18 protein-coding genes, 3 tRNA genes and 2 pseudogenes are annotated in these 24,711 nt (G+C 74.4%); 12 read left to right on the forward strand and 11 right to left on the reverse strand.

Annotation, left to right across the window (positions count from 1 at the left end):
• The first annotated feature begins 49 nt into the window (after positions 1-49).
• From pelF to ACIGXM_RS03285, 7 genes and pseudogenes are all read left to right on the forward strand, one after another.
• Positions 50-1,609: a GT4 family glycosyltransferase PelF gene (gene pelF / locus ACIGXM_RS03255; RefSeq protein ID WP_396556264.1), complete on the forward strand. Its 1,560-nt coding sequence runs from the start codon at positions 50-52 to the stop codon at positions 1,607-1,609.
• The gene (locus ACIGXM_RS03260) at positions 1,606-3,129 is read left to right on the forward strand and encodes a hypothetical protein (protein ID WP_396556266.1); all 1,524 of its coding nucleotides are present in this window, start codon (positions 1,606-1,608) and stop codon (positions 3,127-3,129) included. Before pelF ends, ACIGXM_RS03260 begins: the two co-directional genes overlap by 4 nt.
• A gap of 41 nt (positions 3,130-3,170) precedes the next feature.
• A complete protein-coding gene (locus tag ACIGXM_RS03265) occupies positions 3,171-4,163 on the forward strand; it encodes an SDR family NAD(P)-dependent oxidoreductase (RefSeq protein ID WP_396556267.1) in 993 nt (330 codons plus the stop codon).
• Positions 4,164-4,202: 39 nt separating this feature from the next.
• Positions 4,203-4,907 (forward strand): annotated as a pseudogene (locus ACIGXM_RS03270) (NDP-sugar synthase); the annotation flags it as partial.
• Positions 4,908-4,990: 83 nt separating this feature from the next.
• On the forward strand, positions 4,991-5,872 hold the full coding sequence (locus ACIGXM_RS03275; protein ID WP_396556269.1) for an NAD-dependent epimerase/dehydratase family protein: 882 nt from the start codon (positions 4,991-4,993) through the stop codon (positions 5,870-5,872).
• The gene (locus ACIGXM_RS03280) at positions 5,869-6,570 is read left to right on the forward strand and encodes a spherulation-specific family 4 protein (protein ID WP_396556271.1); all 702 of its coding nucleotides are present in this window, start codon (positions 5,869-5,871) and stop codon (positions 6,568-6,570) included. The genes ACIGXM_RS03275 and ACIGXM_RS03280 overlap by 4 nt, the downstream gene beginning before the upstream one ends.
• Before the next feature lie 16 nt (positions 6,571-6,586).
• Entirely contained in the window at positions 6,587-7,531 is a 945-nt protein-coding gene (locus tag ACIGXM_RS03285; RefSeq protein ID WP_396556273.1) for an endo alpha-1,4 polygalactosaminidase, read from the forward strand.
• A 73-nt stretch (positions 7,532-7,604) separates the two neighbouring features.
• Here the strand turns inward: ACIGXM_RS03285 and ACIGXM_RS03290 are convergent, their stop codons facing one another.
• Entirely contained in the window at positions 7,605-7,811 is a 207-nt protein-coding gene (locus ACIGXM_RS03290) for a hypothetical protein (RefSeq protein ID WP_396556275.1), read from the reverse strand.
• A gap of 188 nt (positions 7,812-7,999) precedes the next feature.
• Between ACIGXM_RS03290 and ACIGXM_RS03295 the strand changes: the two genes are divergently transcribed.
• Positions 8,000-8,968, forward strand: coding sequence for an aldo/keto reductase (locus ACIGXM_RS03295; protein WP_396556277.1), 969 nt, complete (start codon positions 8,000-8,002; stop codon positions 8,966-8,968).
• Positions 8,969-9,022: 54 nt separating this feature from the next.
• Here the strand turns inward: ACIGXM_RS03295 and ACIGXM_RS03300 are convergent, their stop codons facing one another.
• From ACIGXM_RS03300 to ACIGXM_RS03325, 6 genes are all read right to left on the reverse strand, one after another.
• Positions 9,023-9,742, reverse strand: a complete 720-nt coding sequence (locus tag ACIGXM_RS03300) for a C40 family peptidase (RefSeq protein ID WP_396556279.1) — start codon at positions 9,740-9,742, stop codon at positions 9,023-9,025.
• On the reverse strand, positions 9,733-10,935 hold the full coding sequence (locus ACIGXM_RS03305) for an SPFH domain-containing protein (protein WP_396556281.1): 1,203 nt from the start codon (positions 10,933-10,935) through the stop codon (positions 9,733-9,735). The genes ACIGXM_RS03300 and ACIGXM_RS03305 overlap by 10 nt, the downstream gene beginning before the upstream one ends.
• Positions 10,936-11,131: 196 nt before the next feature.
• Positions 11,132-13,834 (reverse strand): Ig-like domain-containing protein, encoded by a 2,703-nt coding sequence (locus ACIGXM_RS03310; RefSeq protein ID WP_396556283.1) that lies wholly within the window; start codon positions 13,832-13,834, stop codon positions 11,132-11,134.
• 174 nt (positions 13,835-14,008) lie between these two features.
• Positions 14,009-14,084, reverse strand: a tRNA-Arg gene (locus tag ACIGXM_RS03315).
• 123 nt (positions 14,085-14,207) lie between these two features.
• Positions 14,208-14,280, reverse strand: a tRNA-Arg gene (locus ACIGXM_RS03320).
• 161 nt (positions 14,281-14,441) lie between these two features.
• Positions 14,442-14,532: transfer RNA gene (locus ACIGXM_RS03325), tRNA-Ser, on the reverse strand.
• 214 nt (positions 14,533-14,746) lie between these two features.
• On the opposite strand from ACIGXM_RS03325, the gene ACIGXM_RS03330 reads away from it, so the two are divergent.
• Together ACIGXM_RS03330 and ACIGXM_RS03335 are read left to right on the forward strand one after the other, a co-directional pair.
• Entirely contained in the window at positions 14,747-18,157 is a 3,411-nt protein-coding gene (locus ACIGXM_RS03330; protein WP_396556285.1) for a PAS domain-containing protein, read from the forward strand.
• Positions 18,158-18,254: 97 nt separating this feature from the next.
• Positions 18,255-18,977 (forward strand): transporter substrate-binding domain-containing protein, encoded by a 723-nt coding sequence (locus ACIGXM_RS03335; protein WP_396556287.1) that lies wholly within the window; start codon positions 18,255-18,257, stop codon positions 18,975-18,977.
• A gap of 90 nt (positions 18,978-19,067) precedes the next feature.
• Here ACIGXM_RS03335 and ACIGXM_RS03340 read toward each other — a convergent pair.
• The 3 genes and pseudogenes from ACIGXM_RS03340 to ACIGXM_RS03350 all read right to left on the reverse strand — a co-directional run.
• A pseudogene (locus ACIGXM_RS03340) lies at positions 19,068-19,373 on the reverse strand (fatty acid--CoA ligase); the annotation flags it as partial.
• Between the two features lie 56 nt (positions 19,374-19,429).
• Entirely contained in the window at positions 19,430-21,097 is a 1,668-nt protein-coding gene (locus ACIGXM_RS03345) for a long-chain fatty acid--CoA ligase (protein ID WP_396556289.1), read from the reverse strand.
• Positions 21,098-21,218: 121 nt separating this feature from the next.
• Positions 21,219-22,175 (reverse strand): LysR family transcriptional regulator, encoded by a 957-nt coding sequence (locus tag ACIGXM_RS03350; RefSeq protein ID WP_396556291.1) that lies wholly within the window; start codon positions 22,173-22,175, stop codon positions 21,219-21,221.
• 115 nt (positions 22,176-22,290) lie between these two features.
• Here ACIGXM_RS03350 and ACIGXM_RS03355 point away from each other — a divergent pair, with 115 nt between their 5' ends.
• Together ACIGXM_RS03355 and ACIGXM_RS03360 are read left to right on the forward strand one after the other, a co-directional pair.
• Complete coding sequence (locus tag ACIGXM_RS03355; RefSeq protein WP_396556293.1) at positions 22,291-23,220, forward strand: zinc-binding dehydrogenase; 930 nt, start codon at positions 22,291-22,293, stop codon at positions 23,218-23,220.
• 43 nt (positions 23,221-23,263) lie between these two features.
• Positions 23,264-23,668, forward strand: a complete 405-nt coding sequence (locus tag ACIGXM_RS03360) for a nuclear transport factor 2 family protein (RefSeq protein ID WP_396556295.1) — start codon at positions 23,264-23,266, stop codon at positions 23,666-23,668.
• A gap of 14 nt (positions 23,669-23,682) precedes the next feature.
• On the opposite strand, the gene ACIGXM_RS03365 is transcribed toward ACIGXM_RS03360, so the two are convergent.
• Positions 23,683-24,636, reverse strand: coding sequence for a DUF1906 domain-containing protein (locus tag ACIGXM_RS03365; RefSeq protein WP_396556297.1), 954 nt, complete (start codon positions 24,634-24,636; stop codon positions 23,683-23,685).
• Positions 24,637-24,711 lie beyond the last annotated feature (75 nt).

Raw genomic sequence — 24,711 nt, forward strand, 5'->3', positions numbered from 1 at the left:
CGCCGCGCCCGAACCGACCGGGCGCCCGAGAGGGGGAGGGGAAGGCAGGATGCACGTCACCCTGCTCACCGAGGGGACCTATCCGCACGCGCACGGCGGGGTCAGCGTCTGGTGCGACCAGCTCGTCCAGGGCATGCCCGACGTCGATTTCGACATCATCGCGGTGACCGGAACCGGCAGCGAGAAGCTGGCCTGGGAGCTGCCGGCGAACGTCCGCACCGTGACCACCGCTCCGCTCTGGGGCCCGGCCGAGGACCGCAAGCCGCCGCGTGGCAAGGTCCTGCGCCGTTTCCTCGACGCGTACGAACGCTTCCTGCACTCCCTCCTCGACCCGGTCTACGCCTCGCACTTCGGCCCCGAGCTGTACGGCTTCGCCGACTTCGCCCGGCGGGGGCTGCTCAGCCCGGCCCTGCGCAGTGAGCCCGCCCTGCGCACCCTGCAACAGGTCTGGACCCGCGACTACCTGCCGACCGCCGCCGCCCGGCCGACCCTGCACGACGCGCTGCACGCCACCGACCTGCTGGAGCACGCGCTGCGCCCGCTGGCCGTCCAGCCGCCCACGGACGGGGTGGCGCACGCGGTGAGCGGCGGCCTCGCGGCGCTGCCGGGCCTGATCGCCTCGCAGCAGCACGCCGTACCGTTCCTGCTCACCGAGCACGGCATCTACCTGAGGGAACGTTACCTCGGCTACCGCACCGGCCCCTACCGCTGGCCGGTCAAGGCGCTGGTGCTCGGCTTCTACCGGATGCTGGCCGAGGAGAGCTACGCCCAGGCCGCGCTGGTCACCCCCGGCAACCGGTACAACCGGCGCTGGGAGGAGCGCGGCGGCACCCCCAGCGCCAACATCCGCACCGTCTACAACGGCGTGGACCCGGACCTCTTCCCGGCCGCCGGGCCGGAGCCGCGGACGCCCACCCTCAGCTGGGCCGGCCGGGTCGACCCGATCAAGGGCCTGGAGACCCTGATCCAGGCGTTCGCCCTGGTCAGAGCCGAGCTGCCGGAGGCCAGACTGAGACTCTTCGGCGGCACCGCGCGCGGCGCCGAGGGCTACCGGGACGGCTGCGTGCAGCTGGCCCAGGAGTTGGGCCTGGGTGACTCGGTGGTCTTCGAGGGCCGGGTCGAGGAGATCAAGGACGCCTACGCGGCCGGCAGCATCGTCATGCTCAGCAGCATCAGCGAGGGGTTCCCGTTCACCCTGATCGAGGCGATGTCCTCGGGGCGGGCGACGGTCTCCACCGACGTCGGCGGGGTCCGCGAGGCGGTCGGCGACACCGGTCTGGTGGTGCCGCCGCGCGAGCCGGAGCCGATGGCCCGGGCCGCGCTGGAGCTGCTGCGCGATCCCGAGCGACGGGCCCGGATGGGCGAGCAGGCCCGGCTGCGGGTGATCGAGCAGTTCACCCTGCGACAGACCATCGACGGCTTCCGCTCGATCTACACCGAGCTGCTGGGCGAGCGGCGCTGGCGGCCCGGCCAGGTGGTCGCGGCGGAACCGGCCGCCCCGGCGTCGCCGCCGACCGGCGAACTGGTCCCGGCCGGCGTGGGCGCCGCGACCGGGTCCGGCGAGCAGTCCGCGGACGACTACGGCTGGTGGGAACGGGAGGCCAGGTGAGCGGGCCACTGCGGCTCGTCCCGGACGAGGGCACGCCGGGCTGGGCGGAGGAGACCATGCGGCTGCGCGAGCTGCCGCGGCGCCGCCGTCCGGGGGCACCGTCCCCGGCCGAGGACGCCCCCGAGCTCTCCCCCGACCCGATCGACGAGCTCGCCGAGCGGCTGGCCGACGTCTGCGCCGACGCGGTGCACCCGTACGAGATCGCCGCGTTCCTGGAGTCGGACGGCCTCACCGACGAGCAGGCGGCGCTCAACTACGGGCGGCCGGACTCGTTCGCGCTGGCCGAGGAGCTGTTCGCCAAGGTCGCCCGGCGCTACCCGGCACCGGTGATCGTCACCGGTGCCGACCCGTGGCGGGCCGACCCCTGGCGCTGCGTGCTGCGCGGGCTGGTCTTCGCGCTGCCCGGGCTCGGCTACCTGCTCGCCTCCGGCTTCTTCGCCGCGCACCGGCTGCGCTTCGGGCTGCCCTCCGGGCTGGCCGCGATGGCGGCCGCCACCCTGGTCAGCTGGGCCTGGAACCAGGGGCTGGCGCACCGCTCGTACGGCTGGCTTAGCCGGACGAACCGGCGCGCGGCGGGCCGGGCGCTGGCGCTCGGCGCGCCCGCCGGGGCGCTGCTGGCCGCCGCCACCGGGTACCTGGTGGGCGGACCGCTGGCCGCACTCTGGTTCATCGCCGGGCAGTCGCTCTACCTCGCCGCGGCCACCGTGCTGCTGGTGCTGGGCCAGGAGAAGCTGCTGCTGGCCGCGCTCACCCCGTCGGTGGTCGGGACCGGGCTGGTACTGGGGGTACGGCTGCCGGGTACCGCCCGGAGCGCGATCCTGCTGGCCACCCTGGCCTGCGCGGTCGGCCTGGCGGTCTGGCAGCTGGTGCGCTGCCTGCGCACCGAGCCGACCGCCGGCGGCAGTCGTCCGCCACGGCACGAGACCCTGGGCGCCGGCCTGTTCGGACTCTCGGTCGGCACCCTCACCCTGTTCGCGGGGCTGGGCGCGAGCCTCCAGCACGGCCTGCGGCCGGGCACCACCGGCCACCCGGGCAGCACCGGCCCGGTGCTGGTCGCGCTCACCCTCAGCCTCGGACTCGCCGAGTGGCTGCTCTACCGGTACCGCAGCCTGGCCACCGCCGCGCTGCGCACCAGTCTCAGCCCCGGCCACTTCCGCCGCCGGACCGGCCTGGTGCTGGCCGGCTGCCTGGGTGGCTACCTGGCCGTGGTCGGCCTGCTCGACCTGGCCGCCACCCTGCTCTGGCCACACACCCCCTCGAACTCCTCTCCGACCGGACCGCTGACGGCCGTCGACCTGCTGCTGCTCGCCGCCACGCTGTGGACGGCACTGCTGCTGCAGGCGCTCGGCCTGGTCTGGCGCACCACCGGGCTCTGCGCGGCCGCGGCCGTCGCCGAGTCCACCGCCCTGCTCTCCGGGGCCGATCCGTTGTGGGTCCAGCTGTACGGCTGCGGAGCAGCCGCCGTACTGCTGGTCCTGCTGGCCACGGTCGTCCTCGGTCGCACCACCACGCATCGCTGACGTTCCGTCAGTTCACCACAGAGATTGGGCATCCGACACAGATGAGCACTGTCGCAGTCACCGGAGCCGAGGGTTTCATCGGCTCCCACCTGGTCGAGCGACTGGTCGCGCACGGTCACCGGGTCCGCGCCATGGTCCAGTACAACTCCTTCTCCTCCTTCGGCTGGCTGGAGACCCTGGAGCAGGAGACGCTGGACTCGGTGGAGATCGTGCTGGGCGACGTCCGCGACCCGGGCTCGGTGAACGGGCTGGTCAAGGGCGTCGAGGCGGTCTACCACCTGGCCGCGCTGATCGCCATCCCGTACTCCTACCAGGCACCGCACTCGTACATCGAGACCAACGTCACCGGCACGCTGAACGTGCTGGAGGCGGTGCGCCACCTGGACATCCCCCGGCTGGTGCACACCTCGACCAGCGAGACCTACGGCACCGCGCAGACCGTCCCGATCACCGAGGACCACCCGATCAACACCCAGTCCCCGTACGCCGCTTCGAAGGCGGGCGGGGACCGGCTGGCGGACAGCTACCACGCCAGCTTCGACACCCCGGTGGTCACCCTGCGCCCGTTCAACACCTTCGGGCCGCGCCAGTCGATGCGCGCCGTGATCCCCACCGTGATCGCCCAACTCGCCGCCGGCGAGCGGGAGATCACCCTGGGCGACCTGCGGCCCACGCGCGACTTCATGTTCGTCAAGGACACCGCCGCCGCGTTCCACACGGTCGGCACCGCGCCGGCCGAGACCGTGGTCGGCCGCACCTTCAACGCCGGCACCGGCGGCGAGATCTCGATCGGCGACCTGGTCGCCCTGGTCGGCAAGCTGATGGGCGTCGAGATCACCGTCCGGGAGGACGAGCAGCGCATCCGGCCCACCAACTCCGAGGTGATGCGCCTGGTCGCGGACGCCACCCGGCTGCGCACGGCGACCGGCTGGGCCCCGGCCTTCTCGCTGGAGCAGGGCCTGGAGCAGACCATCGAGTTCTTCCGCGACCCGGCCAACCTGGCCCGCTACAAGACCGACATCTACAACGTCTGATCCCGTCCGCATCCGCATCTCTACCGTGGGGGAACCACCATGCATGCAGTGATCCTCGCCGGGGGCAAAGGTGTCCGGCTCCGCCCCTACACCACCGCACTGCCCAAACCGCTGGTGCCGATCGGGGACCAGCACGCCATCCTGGAGATCGTGATGCGTCAGCTGGCCGCCGCCGGCTTCCAGACGGTCACGCTCGCCATCGGCCACCTCGGCCACATCATCCGCGCGTACGTCGGCAACGGTTCGCAGTGGGGGCTGCGCGTCGGCTACGCGGTCGAGGACACGCCGCTCGGCACCATGGGCCCGCTGCTCACGATGCTCGACAGACTGCCGGAGAACTTCCTGGTGATGAACGGTGACATCCTCACCGATCTGGACTTCGCGGGTGTGCTCAAGCACCACGAGGCCTCCGACGCGCCGCTCACCATCGCCACCTACGCCCGCCAGGTGAAGATCGACTTCGGCGTGCTGACCACCGAGGACGGCAGCATCACCGCCTTCCGCGAGAAGCCCAGCATGGACTACCGGGTCTCGATGGGCGTCTACGGCGTGTCGCGCGCCGCGCTGACCACGTACTCGCCCGGACTCCCGCTCGGCTTCGACGAGTTGGTGCTCGACCTGCTGGCCGCGAAGACGCCGCCGGCCGCCTACGAGTTCGGCGGCTACTGGCTGGACATCGGCCGGCCGGACGACTACGACCGGGCCAACGCCGAGTTCGCGCAACGCCGTTCGTTGCTGCTCCGGGACGACCGGGCGGCCACCGAGCTGCTGCACACGCTGCCGGGCGGCGAGGCGGAGAGTACGGTCTCCAGCGACGGGCGGGCCGCATGAGGTTCCTGCTGCTCGGCGCCGACGGCTTCCTCGGCCGGCACGTCGCCACCGCCCTGCGGGCGCTGCCGAACGGCGAGTTGGTCACCGGCGGCCGCCGGACCGGCCACAGCCTGCGGCTCGACCTGGCCACCGCCCAGGTCCCCCAGGTCGCCACCGCGCTGGCCGCGCTCGCCCCGGACGTCCTGGTGAACTGCGCCGGCGCGGTCTCCGGCAGCGCGCTGCACCAGGCCGAGGTCAACGCGCGCGGCCCCGCGGTACTCGTCGAGGCGCTCCAACTCGCCTGTCCCAAGGCGCGGTTCGTGCACCTCGGATCGGCCGGCGAGTACGGCGCGGTGGAGCCCGGGGTGGCCCTCGGCGAGGACGCGGTGCCCCGCCCGGTCGGGATCTACGGCGCGACCAAGCTGGCCGGCAGCCTCGCGGTGGCCGGCGGCGAACTGGACGCGGTGGTGCTGCGGGTCTTCAACCCGGTCGGCCCGGGCTCCCCCGCCGCCTCGCTGCCCGGCCGGCTGGCGACCGAACTGGCCGCCCGCCCGGGCGGGGTGGTCACCGTCGGCGACCTCTCGGCGTACCGAGACTTCGTGGACGCCCGGGACGTCGCCCGCGCGGTCGCGCTGGCCGCCACCGCCCTCGGTGAACTGCCACGGATCCTCAACATCGCCAGCGGGCAGGCCCAGCCGGTCCGGGCGATCGCCGAAGGGCTGGTGGCGGCGGCCGGGTTCACCGGCCGGATCGAGGAGAGCGGCAGCGGCTCGGAGCGTTCGGCCGCGGTCTCCTGGCAACAGGCCGACATCACGGCGGCCGGCAAGGCGCTCGGGTGGCAGCCCGAGATCCCGCTGGACCGGACCCTGCGCGACCTGTGGCAGGCTTGCGCCCGATGACGGTCTCCGCGCCCCGCCTGCTGGTGCCGCTGTACGTCCACCCCGCGGTGGACCCGGCGGCCTGGCAGGCGGTGGCCGCGGCCGGCCCGGCCCTCGTCCGCGCGGTCGTGCTCAACGTCGCGGACGGGCCGGGCCCGGCGCCCGACCCCGCCTTCACGGCGGCCGCGGCCGCGCTGCGCGCCGCGGGCGTCACGCTGCTCGGCTACGTGGACACCCGCTACGGACGCCGGCCGCACGGCGAGGTGGTGGCCGAAGTTCTGACGCACCGTCAGTGGTACGACGTCTCCGGCGTCTACTTCGACCAGGCGGCCGGTCACCCGGCCGCCCTGCCGCACTACCGTCGACTGGCCACCGCGGCCCGCGCGGCGGGCTGCGGCACGGTCGTGCTCGGCCACGGCACGCACCCCGAACCCGACTTCGCCGAGCCCGGGTTGGCCGACCTGCTGGTCACCTTCGAGGGCAGCTGGGCGGAGTACGAAGCACTGGCGCTGCCGTGGTGGACCGGGCACCATTCGGCCGACCGGTTCTGCCACCTGGTGTACTCGGTGCCGGACCGGCTGGCCCGGGCGGCGGCGGCACTGATCGCGACCCGGCGGGCCGGCGCGGGGTGCGCGGTGCCGGGCGGCGGCGCCAACCCGTGGTCCGCGCTGCCACACGGGATCGTGCCGGCCGACGCCACTCCCACCCTGATCCGCTGACCACCTGGAGTCCGCCGTGACGACCCGCCGTACCCCCGTACTGCTGGCCGCCCTGGGCCTGTCCGTCACCCTGTTCGTCAGCGCGTGCGGCAGCGACGGCGGCGGGGACGACGGGGACGGCGGGCAGTCGGCCACGCCCTCCGCGGGCGGCGGGACCTCCGCGCCGGCGCCCGCGCCGAGCGGGTCGGCCCCGGCCTCGCCGTCGGGGTCACCGTCCGGGTCGCCTGCTCCGTCCCCCTCGGCCTCCGCCTCCGCCTCCGGCCAGTACTGGCACCCCACTCCCGGGGAGGCCTGGCAGTGGCAACTCAGCGGCACCGTGGACCAGTCCGTCGACGTGCCGGTCTACGACATCGACGGCTTCGAGAACGACGCCTCGGTGGTCGCCTCGCTGCACGCCAAGGGCCGCAAGGTGATCTGCTACATCAACGCCGGTTCCTGGGAGGACTTCCGGCCCGACGCCCCGGCCTTCCCGCAGTCGGTGCGTGGCGACGGCGACGGCTGGAAGGGCGAGAAGTGGTTCGACATCCGGCAGATCAACGTGCTGGAGCCGCTGATGGCCCAGCGCATGGACATGTGCAAGGCGAAGGGCTTCGACGCGGTCGAACCCGACCTGCTGGACGGCTACGAGAACGACACCGGCTTCCCGCTCACCGCGGACGAGCAGCTCACCTACAACAAGATGATCGCCAACCTGGCCCACCAGCGGGGCCTCGGCGTCGCGTTGAAGAACGACGTCGACCAAGTCGCGCAGCTGGTCGACTACTTCGACTTCTCGATCGACGAACAGTGCGCCGAGTACCAGGAGTGCGACGAACTCACGCCCTTCATCAAGCAGGGCAAGGCGGTGCTGCACGTCGAGTACAACGTGCCCAACTCGCAGTACTGCGCGCAGAGCGACCAGCTCGGGTTCAGCTCGATGGAGAAGCACCTGAGCCTGGACGCCTGGCGGCAGCCCTGCTGACCGGCAGGTCGGAGCGGGACCCGGGCCCTGGTGGCCCGGCCCCTCCCCGAACGGAAACGGTGCTGACGGTCTGCTAGCTGAGCGCGAGCCAGACCACCGCGACGACCACCGCGACCACCGCCACCACCGAGACGGTGATCACGCCGGTCCGGGCGCCACCGCCGCCACTGCGGTGCACGGACACACTGCCGGGGGCCTGCGCCTGCTGCTGCGCCGGGGTCTCGACGAAGGCGCGGAACATCTGCGTGCTGCCGGCGTTGTCTTCATAGTTCTCAGCCATGCGAGGGACTCTAACGAATCCCCCACCGCCCAGGACAGCCCGGACCCGCCGCGAAGTGCCCCCTGAACGCCCCCGCGCACCCCGGCTGACCTGCTCCGCACCCACACCGATCGGCGCCGCCTCACCCGTTCGGCGGACATCGGCCGGAATCCGGAATGGGGCCGGCACGGCGCTGGTTGTCGCAGGACATGACCGATATTCCCGCGCACACCCCGAGCCGGGTCACCCTCGGCACCTCCGACCTCGCCGTGTTCCCGCTCTCGCTGGGCGGCAACGTCTTCGGCTGGACGGCCGACCGGGACGACTCCTTCGCCGTACTGGACGCCTACGCCGCCGCCGGCGGCAACTTCGTCGACACCGCCGACATGTACTCCGCCTGGGCCCCCGGCCACCAGGGCGGCGAGTCGGAGACCATCATCGGCGAGTGGCTGCGCTCCCGCGGCGACCACGACCGGATCGTGGTCGCCACCAAGCTCGGCATGCTCCCGAGCTCGCCGGGCCTGAGCGCCGGCAACATCCGCTCCTGCGCCGAGGCCTCGCTGCGCCGGCTCGGCGTCGAGCGGATCGACCTGCTCTACACCCACCGCGACGACCCGGAGGTGCCGGTCGAGGAGATCATCGGCACGCTGGACGAGCTGGTCCGGGAGGGCAAGGTCCGGGAGATCGCCGCCTCCAACATCTCCCCGGAGCGGCTGGCCGCCTCGCTGGACTTCTCCGCGCGCGAGGGGCTGGCCCGGTACGTCGCCGTGCAGCCGCACTACAACCTGGTCTCGCGCGACACCTACGAGGGCGAGCTGGCCAAGGTGACGGCCGAGTACGGGCTCTCCGCCGTGCCGTACTTCGCGCTGGCCTCGGGCTTCCTGACCGGCAAGTACCGGCCGGGCGGCACGGCGGTGGACAGCGCCCGGGCCGAGGGCGCGGCCCGCTACCTGGCCGAGCCGCGCGGTCCCCGGGTGCTGGAGGCGCTGGACACGGTGGCCGCCGCACACGGGGTCGAGGTCGCGAGCGTGGCGCTGGCCTGGCTGGCGGCCCAGCCGACGGTCGCCGCGCCGATCGCCAGCGCGCGCGTCCCCGAGCAGCTGCCCGCCCTGCTGGCCGGCGTCACCCTCCGGCTCGCCCCGGACCAGCTCGAGCTGCTGGACACCGCATCGGCCTGAGTCAGTGCGGCGGCCGTCGCCGTCCACAGGCTGTGGACGGCGACGGCCGCCGCGCTACGGGCGACCCAGGTGGGTGGGGAGGAAGCCCTCCCTGAGGTTCGCGATCCGTACCGCGCTGCCCGGGTGCGGGGCCTCCACGTACCGGTGGCCACCGAGGTAGATGGCGACGTGGTGGATCCCCGAGGCCCGCCCGTTGCGCGACCAGAAGAGCAGGTCACCGCGGCGCAGCCGGTCGGCGCGGACCGGGGTGGTGGCCGCGTACTGGTCGTCGGCCACCCGCGGCAGGGCGATGCCGGCGCGCTGGTAGGCCTGCCGCACCAGCCCGGAGCAGTCGTAGCCGGACGGCCCGTCGCCGCCCCAGACGTACGGCTTGCCGAGCTGGGCCAGCGCGTACCCGATCGCCCGCTCGACGCCGGTGCCGGCGGGCCGCCCCGAGGTCCGGCTCAGGTACACGCCCTTGAACCGGGTGTACCGCCACTCCCCCACCTCGTTGCGGAACCAGTACCGCGAGCCGTCCCAGCCCGGCCGGCTGGGCGCCACCTCCGCGTGCGCGGCGCCCGCCGGGAGGCCGAGGCCGACCGCCCCGACGCTCGCCAGCACGACGGCGGCCAGCCAGGTACCGCGCACCGCCGGCGCCACCCGCCGCACCGGCGCCGAGCCGGCCCGGCCGGTCGACCGCGCCCGCCGCACCCGGGCCGCGCAGTGCGGGCAACCGCAGCCGCGCACCGCCGGCCCGTCCTCCCCGCGCGACTCCTCGAAGCGGATCACCCCCACGTCCCCTCCCCCCGGGCCGCGCCGGCCCGGACGACCGGCGCGGGCGCGGGGAGCTGGGCGGTGCCCGGCACCCCCGCCGGGGCGACGAACGCGACCAGCAGCTGCTTCATCAGCGCGCCGCGCGCGGACTCGTCCAGCTCCTGCGCGGTGGCCCGTTCCAGCCGCCGGACGGCCAGCACCGCCGCCTCCACCGCGTCGTCCACCAGCACCGTGCGCAGGCCGGCGTCCAGGTCGGCGAGCCGGCGCCGGCGCATCGACTCGGCCACCTCGGGCGCGTACTCCAGGCTCAGCGGCTGCACCGAGTACACCTCCAGCCCGGCTGGCGCGGTCTCCGCGGCCAGCGCGCGGGTCAGCTCGTCGGCGAACCACTGGCCGTCCCGCAGTGCCGGCCCCGGGACGCCGTCGCCGTCGCCGTCGCACGGCAGCGTGCTCGCGGTCCGGCTGAGCACGGCGTGGATCTGCTCGCGCAGGTAGTCCTCGTGATCGGCGACGGCCAGCAGGGCCCGCACGGTGTCCTTGATCCGCCAGACCACCAGCAGCCGGACCAGCAACGGCATGCCCATCCGGTCGGTGACCGGCACCGGCTCGCTGCTCCAGTGCCGCAGCCGGACGTCCACCACCCGGCGGCGGAGCAGCGGGTTGACCCAGAGCAGGCCGGTCCGGCGGACCGTGCCGTGGTAGCGGCCCCAGCCGGTGAGCACCCGGGTCTCGCCTCCACCGTTGGCGATCAGGCCGGCGAGCGAGAGCAGGCAGAGCAGGCCGGCCGCGGTCATGGTGACCAGCGCGACCACGGTGACCACGGGCCCGCCCGCCTCCCGGGCGGCGACCGAGCGCAGGTCGGGCAGCCCGTCGCCGAGCCGCGGCAGCAGCCCGACCCAGGCCAGCGCGGTGGCGACGGAGAGCGCTGTCAGCAGCGCCACCAGCAGCGCGGTCCAGCCCGGTGCGGCGAGCGCCGCGCTCTCCCGCAGGCCGGGCTCCAACCGGGGCGGACGGCGGGTGGCGAGTCCGCGCCCGCTGTCCACAGGCTGTGGACGGTACTGGTCCTTTTGCGTCCCGGTGGCACCGCCGCCGACCGCGGCGGGGTCCGGCTGCGCCAGGGCGAGCTGGGTCGCCCCGACCGGCGGCATCAGCCCGGCCGGTGTCCGGGTGGGGTCGGCGGCGGGGTGCGACGAGGAATCGCGATTGACGTCCATGCAGGATCCTCAGGGTCGATGTGACGCGCAACTCCGGCCCGGGTCTGACGGGCGATGCAGAGTCAGACTAAGGAGATAAGCGGGCAAATGCGACATTCATCCCATGGCGTGTCGACTCGTTCTGACGCACCGTCGCACCCGGCCCCTCCGCGCACCGACGATGTGCCAGGGCAGCTACGGCCTCGCCGCGGTCCGCTCAGCGCCGACCGCGATCGGCACAGCGCGTGAGGACCCGACGGGTCACCAGCAGCGCGCCGGTGAGGGTCAGCAGCACCGCGCAGCTCAGCGTGCGCCAGCCGCCGAAGGGACTGCGGCGGGACATGACCAGCTTTGTGGGTGGCGCCGCCAGCGGCCGGCCCGGGGAACCGGTCGCGACCTCGGAGGCGCCGGCCGCGGGAGGAGTCGGCCCGGCCGATTCCAGGGGCGCGTCGGAAGGCCCCACCAGCTGCCACGGCCACCCGAGAAACCACGGCAGGACCGTGGCGCTCGGAGACGGGCTCAGGCTCGGAGCAGGGCTCACACTCGGGGAGGACGGGCTCAGGCTCGGAGCAGGGCTCACACTCGGGGGCGGACCCATGGTCGGATCGGCGCCCAGGCTCGAGGGCGGACCCACGGTCGGATCAGCGCCCAGGCTCGAGGGCAGACCCACGGTCGGATCAGCGCCCAGGCTCGAGGGCGGACCCACGGTCGGATCAGCGCCCAGGCTCGGGGACGGACCCACGCTCAGCGAGGGCGAGGGCGAGGGGAGGGGCGCAGCCGACGCGCTGGGCGACGGCGAAGGACCGGGAGCGCTGGTGGGGGACGCACCCACCTCCGCCTCCACCCGTACCGGCACCCCGTCCCCCGCCGTCGCGTTGCCCGCCCGGTCCGTCGCCGTCGCCGTCAGCACCTGCTCGCCCACCGGCAGATCGCGCAGCACGTAGCAGCCCCAGCTCCCGTCCACCGCCGCCACCGCGCTGCACACCACCCCGGCCCGCCCGGACACCGCCACCGTCACCGTCGCGCCCGGCTCGGCCGTCCCCGCCAGCCGTGCCCGGACCGCCGCCAGCTCGGCCCCGGCCGGCGGCGAGGTGATCAGCGGCTTGGCCGGCGGCACGGTGTCGACGATCAGCGTGACCGCTTCCCCGCTGGTCCGGTTGCCCGCCGGGTCCTGCGCCACGGCGGTGAGCACGTGCCTCCCCTCCGCCAGGTCCTCCACCGGCAGGCAGGACCAGGACCGGTCGGCCCGCACCCTCGTCCGGCAGACCTCCGTCCCGTTCCCGTCGACCACCGCCACCGTGGTCCCCGGCCCGGCCGTCCCGGTCATCAGCAGGTCGGGATCGTTGCTGTACTCCGGCACGGTGAGCACCGGCACCGGCGGCGGCGTGGTGCTGACCGCGAACCGCAGCGGCTCGCTGTGCAGCATCACGCCCCCGCCGGTGGTCTCGGCCGCGACGACCGTGTGCGCGCCCTGCGCCAGCGCCGCGCCCGGCCGGCAGGACCAGCCGCCGTTCCCGTCCACGGTGGCCTGGCAGAGCGCCACCGCACCCTCCTGCACCTCGACGGTGGCCCCGGCCACCGCGCCGCCGCCGTGGAACTGCGGCCGGACGTCGCCCACCACCGCCCCGCCGACCGGGCTGGTGATCTCCGGCCTGGGCGCCCCCACGGCCAGCCGGACGGTCTGGTCCTCGACCTCCCCCGAATCCGCGAACCCGCCCGCCGAGACCAGTTGGGCCGGGTCGCGGGCGATCCGCAGCCGGGCCCAGGTGTCGCCGGCCGAGACGCTCGGCGGCACGGTCCACTCCAGGGTGGCGCTGGTCGTGCCGGGAGCGATGTCGACCTGCGCCCGTTCGGAGGCGTCGAAGCGGCCGTTGCGGTCGAAGTCGATCCAGCCGGCCAGGGTGGCGCCGTCCTGCCCGGGGCTGACCGGCACGGTCACGTCGTAGTACCCGCCGATCGCCGCCACGCTCGGGAAGTCGATGGTGGCGTCGTCGCTTGGGTGCGCGGTGCGGCCGGGCTGGACCTCCGGCGGCACGGGCGTCGGGCCGGTGCCGCCGACCGGCCCGGTGACGTGGACCCGGCCGTCGGCCGGGAGGCGGATCCGGCCCGGCGTGGTGCCCGCCGCGTCGGCGCCGAGGAAGAGGTCGGAGACCAGGTGCGAGGCGTTGCCGTAGCCCTCCGGCGCGCTGCCGACCGTCTCGTCCAGGGTCACGGTGAACGCCTGGCGCAGCTGGACGGGCTTGGCGCTGCCGTCGCCGGTCGCGGTGCTGCGCTGTTCGATCCGGAAGGTCGCGGTGTCGAAGGTGCCGTCCAGCTCCAGGCTGCCGGCCGGATCGGCGGTGGCGTCGCCGCTGCCGTCGCCGCCGGCCGGGGCGAGCGCCCCGCCGTCGACCGTCCAACCGGACCAGGGCGACCGGGCGGTGAGCGCCGGGCCGACCGGGGTGCCGCCGATCACGCTGAGCCGCACCGCGGTGCTGGTGCCGCCGGGTCCGGCGACCGCCCCGGCCAGGCCGCTGGCGTGCAGCCGGGGATTGCGGACCGGGCGGGAGAAGGTGAGCTGGAGGGTGCCCATCGTGCGCCAGGCGCCGTCGGCGTGCGGGCGGTCCGGGGTGATCTCGAAGGTCTGCGCGGGCGCACCGGGGCGGACGCCGTCGGCGTAGGCGGGGGCGCGCCTGGTGCCGACACCGGTGGCGCCGTCCAGGGTTCCGGCCGCCGCGCGCACGCTCACCCCCGGCTCCGCCTGGAAGTCGAGATCGGCGGTGAGGCCCGAGCGCAGCACCGCTCGGTGGTCCTTCGACCAGCCGTCGGGGGTCTGCTGGGCCGAGGAGACCGCCGGCAGCCAGCCGATGGTGAGTCCGACGGCCAGGGCCAGTGCGACCACCGACGGTCGCCGGCCTCCCCGGAAAGCTCGCGCGACCATGCGACCGCCCCTCCTGTGCACACGATGTGACAAGAAGGAATCACGATCTAACCTTTGGTAACCGTCGACACCCGTGCCCGCCGGGGTCGATTCACCCGGACAACCCAGCCGGACAACCAGCCGGAGGATCCCCGGAAACGCCGAAGGCCCCCTCCGAGGAGGGGGCCTTCACGTTGGTGCGCTCAGCAGGATTCGAACCTGCAACCTCTTGATCCGTAGTCAAGTGCTCTATCCGTTGAGCTATGAGCGCCCTCGGAGCGATCGGAACCACTCCGCGGTGCTGCCCGGCAAGCCTACCCGACAACGGGCTGTCCACCTGGCGTTTCGCAAGGGACGAGGCCCCGGCCGGAGCCTGGGGCCTCGTTCGTCGCGGTGCGCTCAGCAGGATTCGAACCTGCAACCTCTTGATCCGTAGTCAAGTGCTCTATCCGTTGAGCTATGAGCGCTCGCCCCGGTGATCTGCACCCTCGGGGCGTTGCGGGGACAACATTACATGACCGTCGACCTGGGGTGAAATCCATTGCTTCCGGGCGCCCCGGCCGGGCCGGGCCGCCCCCGGGAACGGGAAGAGCCCCGCCGATCGAAGATCGGCGGGGCTCCCGTGGAGCGGAGGCTCGGGGATTTGAACCCCGGATGGGCTTTAAGACCCAAACCGCATTAGCAGTGCGGCGCCATAGACCGGACTAGGCGAAGCCTCCATTCACTCGGACCGCTCCACCGGGGTGGTGCGTTCCTTGTGCATGTGATGATGCCACAGCCAGGGGGCTCGGCACCAACCGCTGCTTACGTTACTAGGCGGGTCGTCCTCTCGGCAAAAACAATGGGATACTCCAACCCCCGGAGCAGCCCGGTCCGCCGTACACCGCAGTACGCGAGCCGCACGTAGCAAGAGTCGTGAGGAGACCTGTCGACGTGAGCAGCAGGCCGATCCGAGGCGCTGCTCGCCTCGCCGCGATACTCGACGCCCTCCCCGACGCGTTGCTGCTGGTCAACAGCAACGGCACGGTGGTCGACGCGAACGACGCCGCCGTTCGCAGCCTGCAGACCCCGGGGACGTCGCTGGTCGGGATGGGTGTCCTGGACCTGCTGCCGGAGTTCGACCCGAGCCGGATCCCGGGCTCGATGCGGCCGGCCCCGCGCGACGACGAGGGCACCGACCACCCGGTCCGGATGACCGCGCGGCGCACCGACGGCAGCACCTTCCCGGTCGAGGTCTCCGGCAACGACTTCGCCGACGAGGGCGCCAGCGAGGGCCGCGGCTACGCGCTGGCCCCGCTCGTCCCGTACGACCCGTACCGCGAGCGCGGCGGCCGGGGCGCGTCCAACGCCAACGACCTCCTGCTGCTGCTGGTCCGCGACCTGACCAGCCGGTTGGGCGTCGAGGCGGAGCTGCGCCGGCAGCACAAGCAGACCGAGATGATCCTGCGGGCGGCGGCCGAGGGCGTGCTCGGGGTGGACCTCGAAGGCCGCGTGGTGCTGGTCAACCCGGCCGCCGCGCACATCCTGGACTTCCGCGCCAGCGAGCTGGGCGGCCGCGAGCTGCACCCGCTGGTGCAGCACTCCCGGGCCGACGGCACGCCGCTGGCCGCCGAGGAGTCCGCGCTGCTCGACACGCTGACCTCCGGTCGCAAGCACCGGGTCCGCGGGGCGGTGCTCTGGCGCAAGGACGGCCGCCCGGTCACGGTGGACCTGACCACCGCCCCGGTCCGCGACGGCGACCAGCTGGTCGGCGCGGTGATGACCTTCACCGACCGGACCCGCGAGCTCGCGCTGGCCGCCCGCAACGAGCACCTCACGGCGGTGCTGGAGAGCGAGGTCAGCGGGGCGCTGGCCGCGCTGCGCCGGCGGATCGACACGCTGGCCGCCGACCCGGCCGGGCAGCTCTGGCCGGAGGCGAACTGGACGCTGCGGGCGCTCGCGGACGAGTGCCGCAGGTTCGGCCTGCTGATCGACGGGGTGCTGGAGCACCAGCACTTCGAGGGTCGCGCCGAGGGCGGCGGTCCGGCTGCCGAGGGGCGCGCCGCCGGGGAGGACGCGCCGGCGGGCGGCAAGGGGGACGTCCCGGCGAGCGGCAAGGGCCGCGCGGAGCGCCGGAAGGGCTCGGAGCCGCGCGAGGGTGCCGACGGACTGGCCCGCCGAGTGACCTCGCTGGACAAGCTCGTGGACCGCGCGGTGGAGATCGGCGGCCAGCTGGTCGGCGCGGGCCGACTGCGCTTCTCGGTGCACGCCGCCGCCGTCGAGGTCACCGCCGATCTCGACCGGCTGGCCCAGGCTTTGGCGTACCTGGTCGCGGACGTCAGCGGCACGGCGCTCTCCTCCGGCGGGCGCGCCGGGCAGCAGCCCGGGCAGCCGCCGATGGTGGTGCTGGCCGCGGCGCAGCGTGGTGAGGTGGCCCGGATCGAGGTGCGCGGCCCGGGCAAGGGCGGCAGCCGGGTGCACCTGCCGATGGCGCGCGGGCTGGTGGAACGGCACGGTGGAGTGCTCCAGCGGCACGAACTGCCCAACCACGCGGGCACCACGTACGTCGTCGAGCTGCCGCTCGATCCGGCCGCCGCGCGCGCCGCGGCCGACCGGGCGGCCACCGACGGGCGGCAGGTGCCGCGGGAGACGGACACCGCCGTGATCCCGGACCTGCCGGGCATGCCGGAGCCGATCTCGGTCCGTGGTGAGGAGCCCGGTCCGGCGACGGAGGACGAGCCCGGCGCGGAACGGGCGGGGAGCGGTACCGGCTCCGGCGGCGGCAAGGGCCCGCTCGCGCTGGGCCCCGGCAAACCGAGCGCCGCCGAACCCCGGCCGCGGATCCCGGGGCAGGCCGGCCCGAGCACCAAGAACGCGACGGGCCCGGCCGCCGAGCCGCAGCCCACGCGCCGGCGCCGCGCGCTGCCCGGGGGCGGGCAGCCGGCCGACGGCGGCACGGGCGAGCCGGCGCCGCCGGTCCCCGGCCTGCCCGAGCCCGGGCTGCCGGTCTACCCCGGCCTGGAGCACGCGCTGCCGGCGGTGCCGGCGGAGCTGCCCGCACCCGCCGCTCCGGCCGAGCAGCCGCCGACCGGTCGCCGCCGCCGACTCGGCATCCCGGGCGGGTCGACCGGGGGCGACCCGCAGCAGGCGGCCAACGGCCCCGCCGCGCTGGAACCCGCCCGGCCCGCCCAGTCGCCCGGCACTCCCGGCACGGCCCTGGCGCTCACCGACTCGGCGAGTCCGGCGGCCCCCGCGCTGCCGCCGATGCCGCCCGCGCCGCCGGCCGTTCCGGCGGACCAGGCCGCCGCGGCGCAGCAGGTGCCGGTGGGCACCGGGCTGGGCGAGCTGACCCCGCCACGGCCGTCCGGCTTCGCCGGCGCCTTCCCCAACGCGTTCCCGGCCGTCGTCGCCGCGGAGCCCGCCGAACCGCGGACCGCGCCGCGTCCGTTGGCCGAACTCCCCGCGGCCACCGGCCCGGAGACCGGCGGGCCGATCGCCCTGCCCGGCGGCGCCAACGCCACCGAGGGCCGACTGCCCCGGCTCACCGGCGAGGACGACCCGGCCACCCCGGCACCGCGGGTGCCGGAGTACCCCGAGTACCCGGACTACCCGACCGTGGTGAACCCGGCCGCCGACGGCCGCCCGCGCCGGCTGCTGGTCTGGCCGGAGCCCGACCCCTCCACCAAGCAGGCGCTCCAGGACCGCGGCTACCGCCCGGTGATAGTGCGCTCGCGCGAGGAGGTCGACGCCCAGGTGTCGGGATTCCCGGCGGCCCTCTTCGTCGACCCGCTGACCGGCCCGATCACCCGTACCGCGCTGCAGTCGCTGCGCACCGCCGCGCTCAACAGCCGGGTCCCGGTCCTGGTCACCGCCGGCCTCGGCCAGGCCACCCGGGACGCCGCGTACGGTGCCGACCCGGCCGTGCTGCTCCGCGCGCTGGCCCCCAAGGACAGCGAGAACCACGCGGCCCGGGTGCTGCTGGTGGAGTCGGATCCCGACATCGCGGCGGCACTGATCACCAGCCTGGAACGGCGCGGGATGCACGTGGAGCACGCCGTCTCGGAGAACGACGCGGTGTCGAAGGCCAGTAGCGTGCAGCCGAACCTCGTGGTGATGGACCTGCTCCAGATCCGGCGCAGGCGGCTGGGCCTGCTCGACTGGCTGCGCGCCAACGACCGGCTGCACCGCACGCCGTTGGTGGTGTACACCTCGGTGGACCTGGATCCGGCGGAGCTGCCGAGGCTGCGGACCGGCGAGACGGTGCTGTTCCTGGCGGAGCGGTCGACCAGCGCGGACGTGCAGTCGCGGATCGTCGATCTGCTGGGCCGGATAGGGACGTTGGGAGAGGTCAGCTCCGCCCAGTAGTTCGCCCTTGGCGCTCGACGCCATCCGTCCGCACCCGGCCCGGCCGTCAGCACCATCCCCGGGCCGAGGACGTCGAACTGCCCTAGACTCCCCCGCCATGAGCATCGCAACCGCCGCAATTGCCAGGGACCTCGCGCCGAGCGGCGGGCTGCGGGCCGCCATCAACCTGGGCAACCCGGTACTGGCCCAGGGAACACCGGCCGCGCCGACCGGCATCACGGTCGACATCGCGCGTGAGGTCGGCGCGCGGCTGGACGTCCCGGTGGAACTGGTCTGCTTCGACGCGGCGCGCAAGTCGTACGAGGCGATGGCGACGGGCCGGGCCGACATCTGCTTCCTGGCCGTCGAACCCGCGCGTGAGGGCGAGGTCGCCTTCACGCCGCCGTACGTCGTGATCGAGGGTGTGTTCGCCGTACCCCACGAGTCGGCTCTCACCACGACCGCCGACGTCGACCGTGCCGGTGTGCGGATCGGTGTGAAGCGCGGATCCGCCTACGACCTCTTCCTCTCCCGCACCCTTCAGCACGCGAGCGTCGTGCGCGGGGAGGAGGGAGTCGACGAGTTCCGCGCTCAGGGCCTGGAGGTCGCGGCCGGGATCCGGCAGCCGATGACCGAGTTCGTCGCGGCGCATCCCGAACTCCGGCTGATCGAGGGTCGGTTCATGCAGATCCGGCAGGCGGTGGGCACGACCAGGGCCCGGCGGCCCGAGACCGTCCGGTTCCTCCGGGACCTGGTCGAGGAGCTCAAGGCCGGCGGATTCGTCGCCGAGGCGCTCCGACGCGCGAACCAGTCCGCCGACCTGGTCGCCCCACCGGCGTAGGCGCGGAGCCACGCGTCCCCGCCGCCGGTGCCGGCGGGCGGGGAGCCGGAGCCGCGCCGACACCACCGAACACCGGAAACCGCACAGGCGTCAGCCCTTGCCGAGGACGGTGACCGCCAGGCGGCCGCCCGCGTAGTCGGCGCGGATCACCTTCTTGTCGAACTTGCCGACCGAGGTCTTCGGCACCGCCTCGACCAGCGACCAGCGCTCCGGGAGCTGCCAGGACGCCACCCGGTCGGCGAGGAAGGCACGCAGGCCCGGCAGGTCCACGCTCGCCCCGGCGCGCAACACCACGGTGGCCAGCGGACGTTCGCCCCACTTCTCGTCGGGGACGGCGACCACGGCGGCCTCCGCGACCTCCGGGTGCGCCATCAGCGCGTTCTCCAGCTCGACTGATCACGTCAACGGTACTCACCACTCGGACGACCCACCGCCGGGGGAAGCCATACCGGTCAGAGCTTGATCACGTCGTACTCCCCGTTCGCGTACCGCTGCCTGATCACCTTCTTGTCAAACTTGCCCACGGAAGTCTTCGGCACTGACGGAATCAACGCCCAACGCTCGGGAAGCTGCCAGCGGACAACGCTCTTCGCGAGGAAGTCACGCAGCTCGGCGAAGGCCACAGACGCACCCTCGCGGAGCACCACCGTGGCCAACGGCCGCTCGCCCCACTGCTCGTCCGGCACGCCTACGACGGCGGCCTCGGCCACCTCCGGGTGAGCCATCAGACAGCCCTCCAGCTCGACCGAGGAGATCCACTCGCCACCGGACTTGATGACGTCCTTGGCCCGGTCGGTGAGGGTCAGGAAACCGTCCGGGGTGATGGTGCCGACATCACCGGTGCGCAGCCAGCCGTCCTCGCTGAACTTGTCCTCCGGGCGCTCCGGGTGCTGCCCCGCGCCGCCGTAGTAGGCACTCGCGATCCACGGGCCGCGCACCTCCAACTCGCCTGCGGAGACGCCGTCGTGGGGCATCCGCTGGCCGTCGGGGCCGGTCAGCCGGGCCTCCACCGAGGCGGGGAAGACGCCCTGGGTGACCCGGTAGCGCCACTCCTCGTCCGCCGTGAGGCCGGCCGGCGGGAGCCCGAAGGTGCCGAGCGGGGAGGTCTCGGTCATCCCCCAGGCGTGCACCACGCGGATCCCGTGCCGCTCCTCGAAGCCGCGCATCAGGGCCGGCGGGCAGGCCGACCCGCCGATCACGACCATCCGCAACGACGAGGTGTCGTAAGGGGTTTCGCGGCTCGTCGGGTGGTCCAGCTCGTCCAGCAGGCCGTTCCAGATGGTCGGCACGGCGGCGCTGAGGGTCGGCCGGACCCGGTCGATCATCGCGGCCAGCGGCTGCGGCTGGAGGAACCGGTCCGGCATCAGCAGGTCGGCGCCGGACATGAACGCGGCGTGCGGAACCCCCCAGGCCCCGACGTGGAACATCGGCACCACCGGCAGCGCGGTGTCCTGCGGGGTGAGCCCGAAGGTGGCCGCGGAGTTCACCTGCAGACAGTGCAGGTAGATCGAACGGTGGCTGTACACCACGCCCTTGGGGTCACCGGTGGTCCCGGAGGTGTAGCAGATCATCGCCGCGCGACGCTCGTCGATCTCCTCCTGCCACGGGTACGTGGTGGGCCGGTCCGCGATCAACTCCTCGTAGTCGTGCACGGATCCGGCGAACCCGGCCAGCAGCGAACGGTCACCGGGACCGCTCACCACGATGTGCCGGAGGGTCGGCGCGAGCTGCGGCAGCACCCCGGCCAGCAGCGGCAGCACACTGCCGTTCACCAGGATCGCCCGGTCGGCCGCGTGGTTGATGATGTAGGCGAGTTGAGCCGCCGGCAGTCGCAGGTTGAGCGTGTGCAGCACCGAACCCATCGCCGGCACCGCGAGGTAGGCCTCCAGGTGGTCGGCGTTGTTCCACATCAGCGTGCCGACCACGCTCTCCCCGGTCACGCCGAGCTCGTCGCGCAGCGCGTGCGCGAGCCGGGCGGCGCGGGCGCCGATCTCCGCGAAGCTGCGCTCCTCGGGGCCGTGCTCGGTCCAGGTGGTCACGGTCGCGCGACCGTGGACGGTCGAGCCGTGAGTCAGGATCCGGGCGACGGTGAGCGGTACGTCCTGCATGGTGCTGAACACGCGGGTCCTCCTTGACCGGGCTGCCTGCCGTGCTACCGGCGGGTAGCGGTACGGCGTCGCTCGATTCTGGCGCTCCGACCTGGGCGGTGTCAGCAGCTTCGGGCCAGGTGAGACGAGCGGCTCAGTGCGACCGGAGCTGGTCGGCCTCCGGGAGCCAGTCGCGGTCCGGCCGGTACTCCAGCCAGCGGTGCCGCCGCCCGGCCTCGGCGAAGCCGCGCAGCAGGGCGGCGATCCCCGGGTGCGCCTGCCGCCGCGGCCAGACCAGCGACCACGCGTAGAGCGGCACCGGCTCCACCAGCGGGACGGCCCGCAGCCCGGCCCCCGCCGCGCCGTCCGGCAGCGGGACCTCGGCCGGGAGGAGCGAGAAGCCGTCCGGGGTCGCCCGCAGCCGGGCCAGCAGGTGTTCGACGCCGAGGTTGGCCTCCCCGGACTCCACCGCCACCTCGAAGCGCTCGGCGAACCGCCGCAGGAAGTCGAGCCGCTCGACGTTCGCCGGGCAGAGCAGCCGGCTGCCCCGCAGATCGGCCGGGCGCAGCTGGTCGGCGCCGGCCAGCGGGTGCTCCGCGCCGAGGATCGCGTCCACCGGCTCCAGCCGGACCAGCCGGTGCGCCAGCGCCTCGTCCCGGCCGTCCGACAGCGCGTGGTGGCGGCCGAACCCGGCGTCGGCCTCGCCGCGCAGCATCGCCCCGGCCGCAGAGGGCAGATCGCGCCCCGATCCGACCTCGACGGCCGACTCGGCCATCCCGCCCATTCCCTGCCGGACCGTTCGCAGCGGCCCGAACAGGTGCCCCCAGACGTCCAGCCGGAGCGGCCTGGCCCGCGCCCCGACCGCCGCCAGTGCGTCCTCCCCGGCGGCCAGCAGGGCCCGCGCCGGACCGAGGAACCGCTCGCCCGCCGCGGTCAGCCGGACCGGGCCGGCGCCACGCTCGAACAGTCGCTCGCCCAGCCGCTGCTCCAGCCGGGCCACCCGCTTCGAGAGCGCCTGCTGAGTGATCGCCAACCCGGCCGCGGCGCGCCCGAAGTGCCGGTGCTCGGCGGTCGCGGCGAAGGCCCGCACCTGGGCGAGATCGAGATCCACGACCGCCATCCTCACCGACAACCGCCGGTTGTCAAGGCGGTCCGGTGGTTGTTGGACCGCCCCCGGCCGCGGGCGGTTGGCTGGAGGCAACCGAACGGAGCCAAGGGAGCGAGCGATGAAGGCGTTCACAGCGACCGGCCGGACCGGCCGGACCGGGGAGTCGGTGCGACTGGCCGAGGTCGAGGAGCCGGCGCAGCGGCCGGACCAGGCGCTGGTCAAGGTCGAGGCGTACTCGGTGAACCGCGGCGAGACCTTCCAACTGGAGCGGCCGGCCGCCGGCTGGCGGCCCGGCAAGGACGTCGCCGGCCTGGTGGTGCAGGCCGCGCCGGACGGCTCCGGACCGGCGGTGGGCGCCCGGGTGGTGGGTCACCCGGCGTCCGGCGGGTGGGCCGAGTACGTCGCGGTGCCGACCGACGCGCTGGCCGCGCTGCCCGACACCGTGGACACCGTCCGGGCCGCCGCGCTGCCGCTGGCCGGCCTGACCGCGCTGCGCCTGCTGCGCGCCGCCGGCCCGCTGACCGGTCGCCGGGTGCTGCTCACCGGCGCGTCCGGCGGGGTGGGCCACTACCTCACCGAACTCGCCGCCGCGGCCGGGGCCGAGCTGACCGCCGTGACCGCCTCGGCCGAGCGCGGGGCCCGGCTGGCCGAGCTGGGGGCCGCCGCGGTGGTGCGCGACGTCGCCGAGGCGGCCGGGCCGTTCGACGTGGTGCTGGAGTCCACCGGCGGGCGGGCGCTCCCGCTCGCGCTGGCCCGGCTGGCGCCGCGCGGGCTGCTGCTCTGGTTCGGCCAGGCCGGCCGGCAGCCGGCCACCCTGGACTTCTTCGACTTCTTCGCCGGCCCGGTGAGCGCCACCCTGCGGCACTTCAGCTACGCGGACGTGGACCAGCCGGACGGGCCCGACCTGGCCACCCTGGTCCGGCTGGTCGCGGAGGGCCGGCTGCACCCGGAGATCGGCACGGTCCGCGGCTGGCGGCACACCGCCGAGGTCCTGGACGACCTGCGGGACCGTCGGGTGCGCGGCAACGCCGTGCTGACCGTCGGCTAGTCGACCCATCCACCGTCGCACGTCTTCGAGAGGACCGATCACCATGCTGGACCCACGGACCGTGGTCACCCGTTACGTCACCGCCGTCGCCGAGGGCGACCTGGCGACCATCACCGAGAGCTTCGCCGAGGACGCCACCTGGGAGTACCCGGGCGACCTCCCCTTCAGCCGGGTGTGGACCGGCCGGGACGCCATCGTCAACGACTTCCTGGGCGCGGCCGGTGCCCTGTTCGCGCCCGGCGGCGCGCCGGTGGTGACGCTGCGGAGCGTGCTGGCCGACGGCGAGCGGGTGGTGGCCGAGTGGACCGCCCGCGGCACGGCGGCCAACGGGCGGACCTACGACAACCGGTGCCTGGGCGTCTTCACCGTGCGCGAGGGGCGGATCGTCGCGGTCCGGGAGTACCTGGACACCCTGCACGCCGCGCGCACCCTGTTCGCCGCCGGCTGAGCCCTCCCGCGCCCTCAGGGGGCCACCACGGTGTCCAGTTGGTCGCCGTCCACGGTGAGCGTCACTCCGCCGTAGGTCTCGTCGGCGCTGCCGTGGTACTGGTGCATCCGCTGGTGGGCGGTCCACTGGCCGTCGCCGAGCACCCCGCCGCCGTCGGTCACCGCCCGGCCGTCCCAGCGGGCGTACCAGACGGCGTCCGGCAGCGGCTGGACACCGGTCCGCTGGGCCGTGGCCAGGTCGCAGATCCCGGAGTCGACGCTGGAGTAGTAGCCGGACCAGTAGCCCGCGTCGTGCAGGCCCGCGGTCCAGCCCACGGTGAAGTCGACGACGGCCCGCGAGCAGGCCGCGTCACCGGAGGCGTAGGACTCCATGTCGAGGTAGACCGGGGTGCCCTGGCCGAGGCCGAGCGCCTGCGCGCCGAGCACCGCCTCGGCGGCCTCCTCGCGGCCCTGCTCCACCGCGTGCGCGGGGTCGATCCGCTGCGGCTTGCCGGGCACGTCAGCGCACGGTGCCTGCCGGCCGACGTGGGTCGGGATCAGCCGCCAGCCCTGGGCGCGGACCTGGCTGACCCAGGCGGCGGTCAGCAGCGGTTGGTCGCAGCCGCGCTGCCGGCCGCTGATGTAGATGCCGACCGCACCGTAAGGGGAGGTGCCGTGCCAGGCCTTCATGGCGGCCAGCGGCGGCGCGCTGCAGGCGTCGAAGCCGGCGCCCGTGTAGACGGAGTACGGGAGGTAGTCCGTGCCGTGGCGGTCGCGACCGGCGCCGTCGGGCTGGTGCGGCCGGTGCTTCGGATCGTGCCCCGGGGCGGGGCCCGGGTGGTGTCCCGATGCGGACTTCGGGTCGTGTTTCGATGCGGCGCCCGAGCGGGCGGGGGCGAGCGGGGCGTTTCCGGCGGCCGTTCCCGTGGTCGCGAACAGCAGCGTCAGGGCGGCTGCGGAGAGCAGCACCGGGCGGAGGTAGCGGACCATCGGGCTATCCTGACGATCTGTCGAGCACACTGGTGGCCGGACGCGCCGGGCCGGCTCGCCGCTCACCCCTCCGGG

This window comes from Kitasatospora sp. NPDC052896 (assembly GCF_044547075.1).
In the GTDB taxonomy this organism is placed as follows: Bacteria; Actinomycetota; Actinomycetes; order Streptomycetales; family Streptomycetaceae; genus Kitasatospora.

Excerpts from the sequence above, each read along its gene's own strand:
- ACIGXM_RS03355 (WP_396556293.1), top strand. The coding sequence starts at position 22,291 with ATGAAGGCGTTCACAGCGACCGGCCGGACCGGCCGGACCGGGGAGTCG.
- ACIGXM_RS03290 (WP_396556275.1), bottom strand. The coding sequence starts at position 7,811 with ATGGCTGAGAACTATGAAGACAACGCCGGCAGCACGCAGATGTTCCGC.
- ACIGXM_RS03280 (WP_396556271.1), top strand. The coding sequence starts at position 5,869 with ATGACGGTCTCCGCGCCCCGCCTGCTGGTGCCGCTGTACGTCCACCCC.
- ACIGXM_RS03265 (WP_396556267.1), top strand. The coding sequence starts at position 3,171 with ATGAGCACTGTCGCAGTCACCGGAGCCGAGGGTTTCATCGGCTCCCAC.
- ACIGXM_RS03275 (WP_396556269.1), top strand. The coding sequence starts at position 4,991 with ATGAGGTTCCTGCTGCTCGGCGCCGACGGCTTCCTCGGCCGGCACGTC.
- ACIGXM_RS03335 (WP_396556287.1), top strand. The coding sequence starts at position 18,255 with ATGAGCATCGCAACCGCCGCAATTGCCAGGGACCTCGCGCCGAGCGGC.
- ACIGXM_RS03295 (WP_396556277.1), top strand. The coding sequence starts at position 8,000 with ATGACCGATATTCCCGCGCACACCCCGAGCCGGGTCACCCTCGGCACC.
- ACIGXM_RS03360 (WP_396556295.1), top strand. The coding sequence starts at position 23,264 with ATGCTGGACCCACGGACCGTGGTCACCCGTTACGTCACCGCCGTCGCC.
- ACIGXM_RS03365 (WP_396556297.1), bottom strand. The coding sequence starts at position 24,636 with ATGGTCCGCTACCTCCGCCCGGTGCTGCTCTCCGCAGCCGCCCTGACG.
- ACIGXM_RS03310 (WP_396556283.1), bottom strand. The coding sequence starts at position 13,834 with ATGGTCGCGCGAGCTTTCCGGGGAGGCCGGCGACCGTCGGTGGTCGCA.
- ACIGXM_RS03305 (WP_396556281.1), bottom strand. The coding sequence starts at position 10,935 with ATGGACGTCAATCGCGATTCCTCGTCGCACCCCGCCGCCGACCCCACC.
- pelF (WP_396556264.1), top strand. The coding sequence starts at position 50 with ATGCACGTCACCCTGCTCACCGAGGGGACCTATCCGCACGCGCACGGC.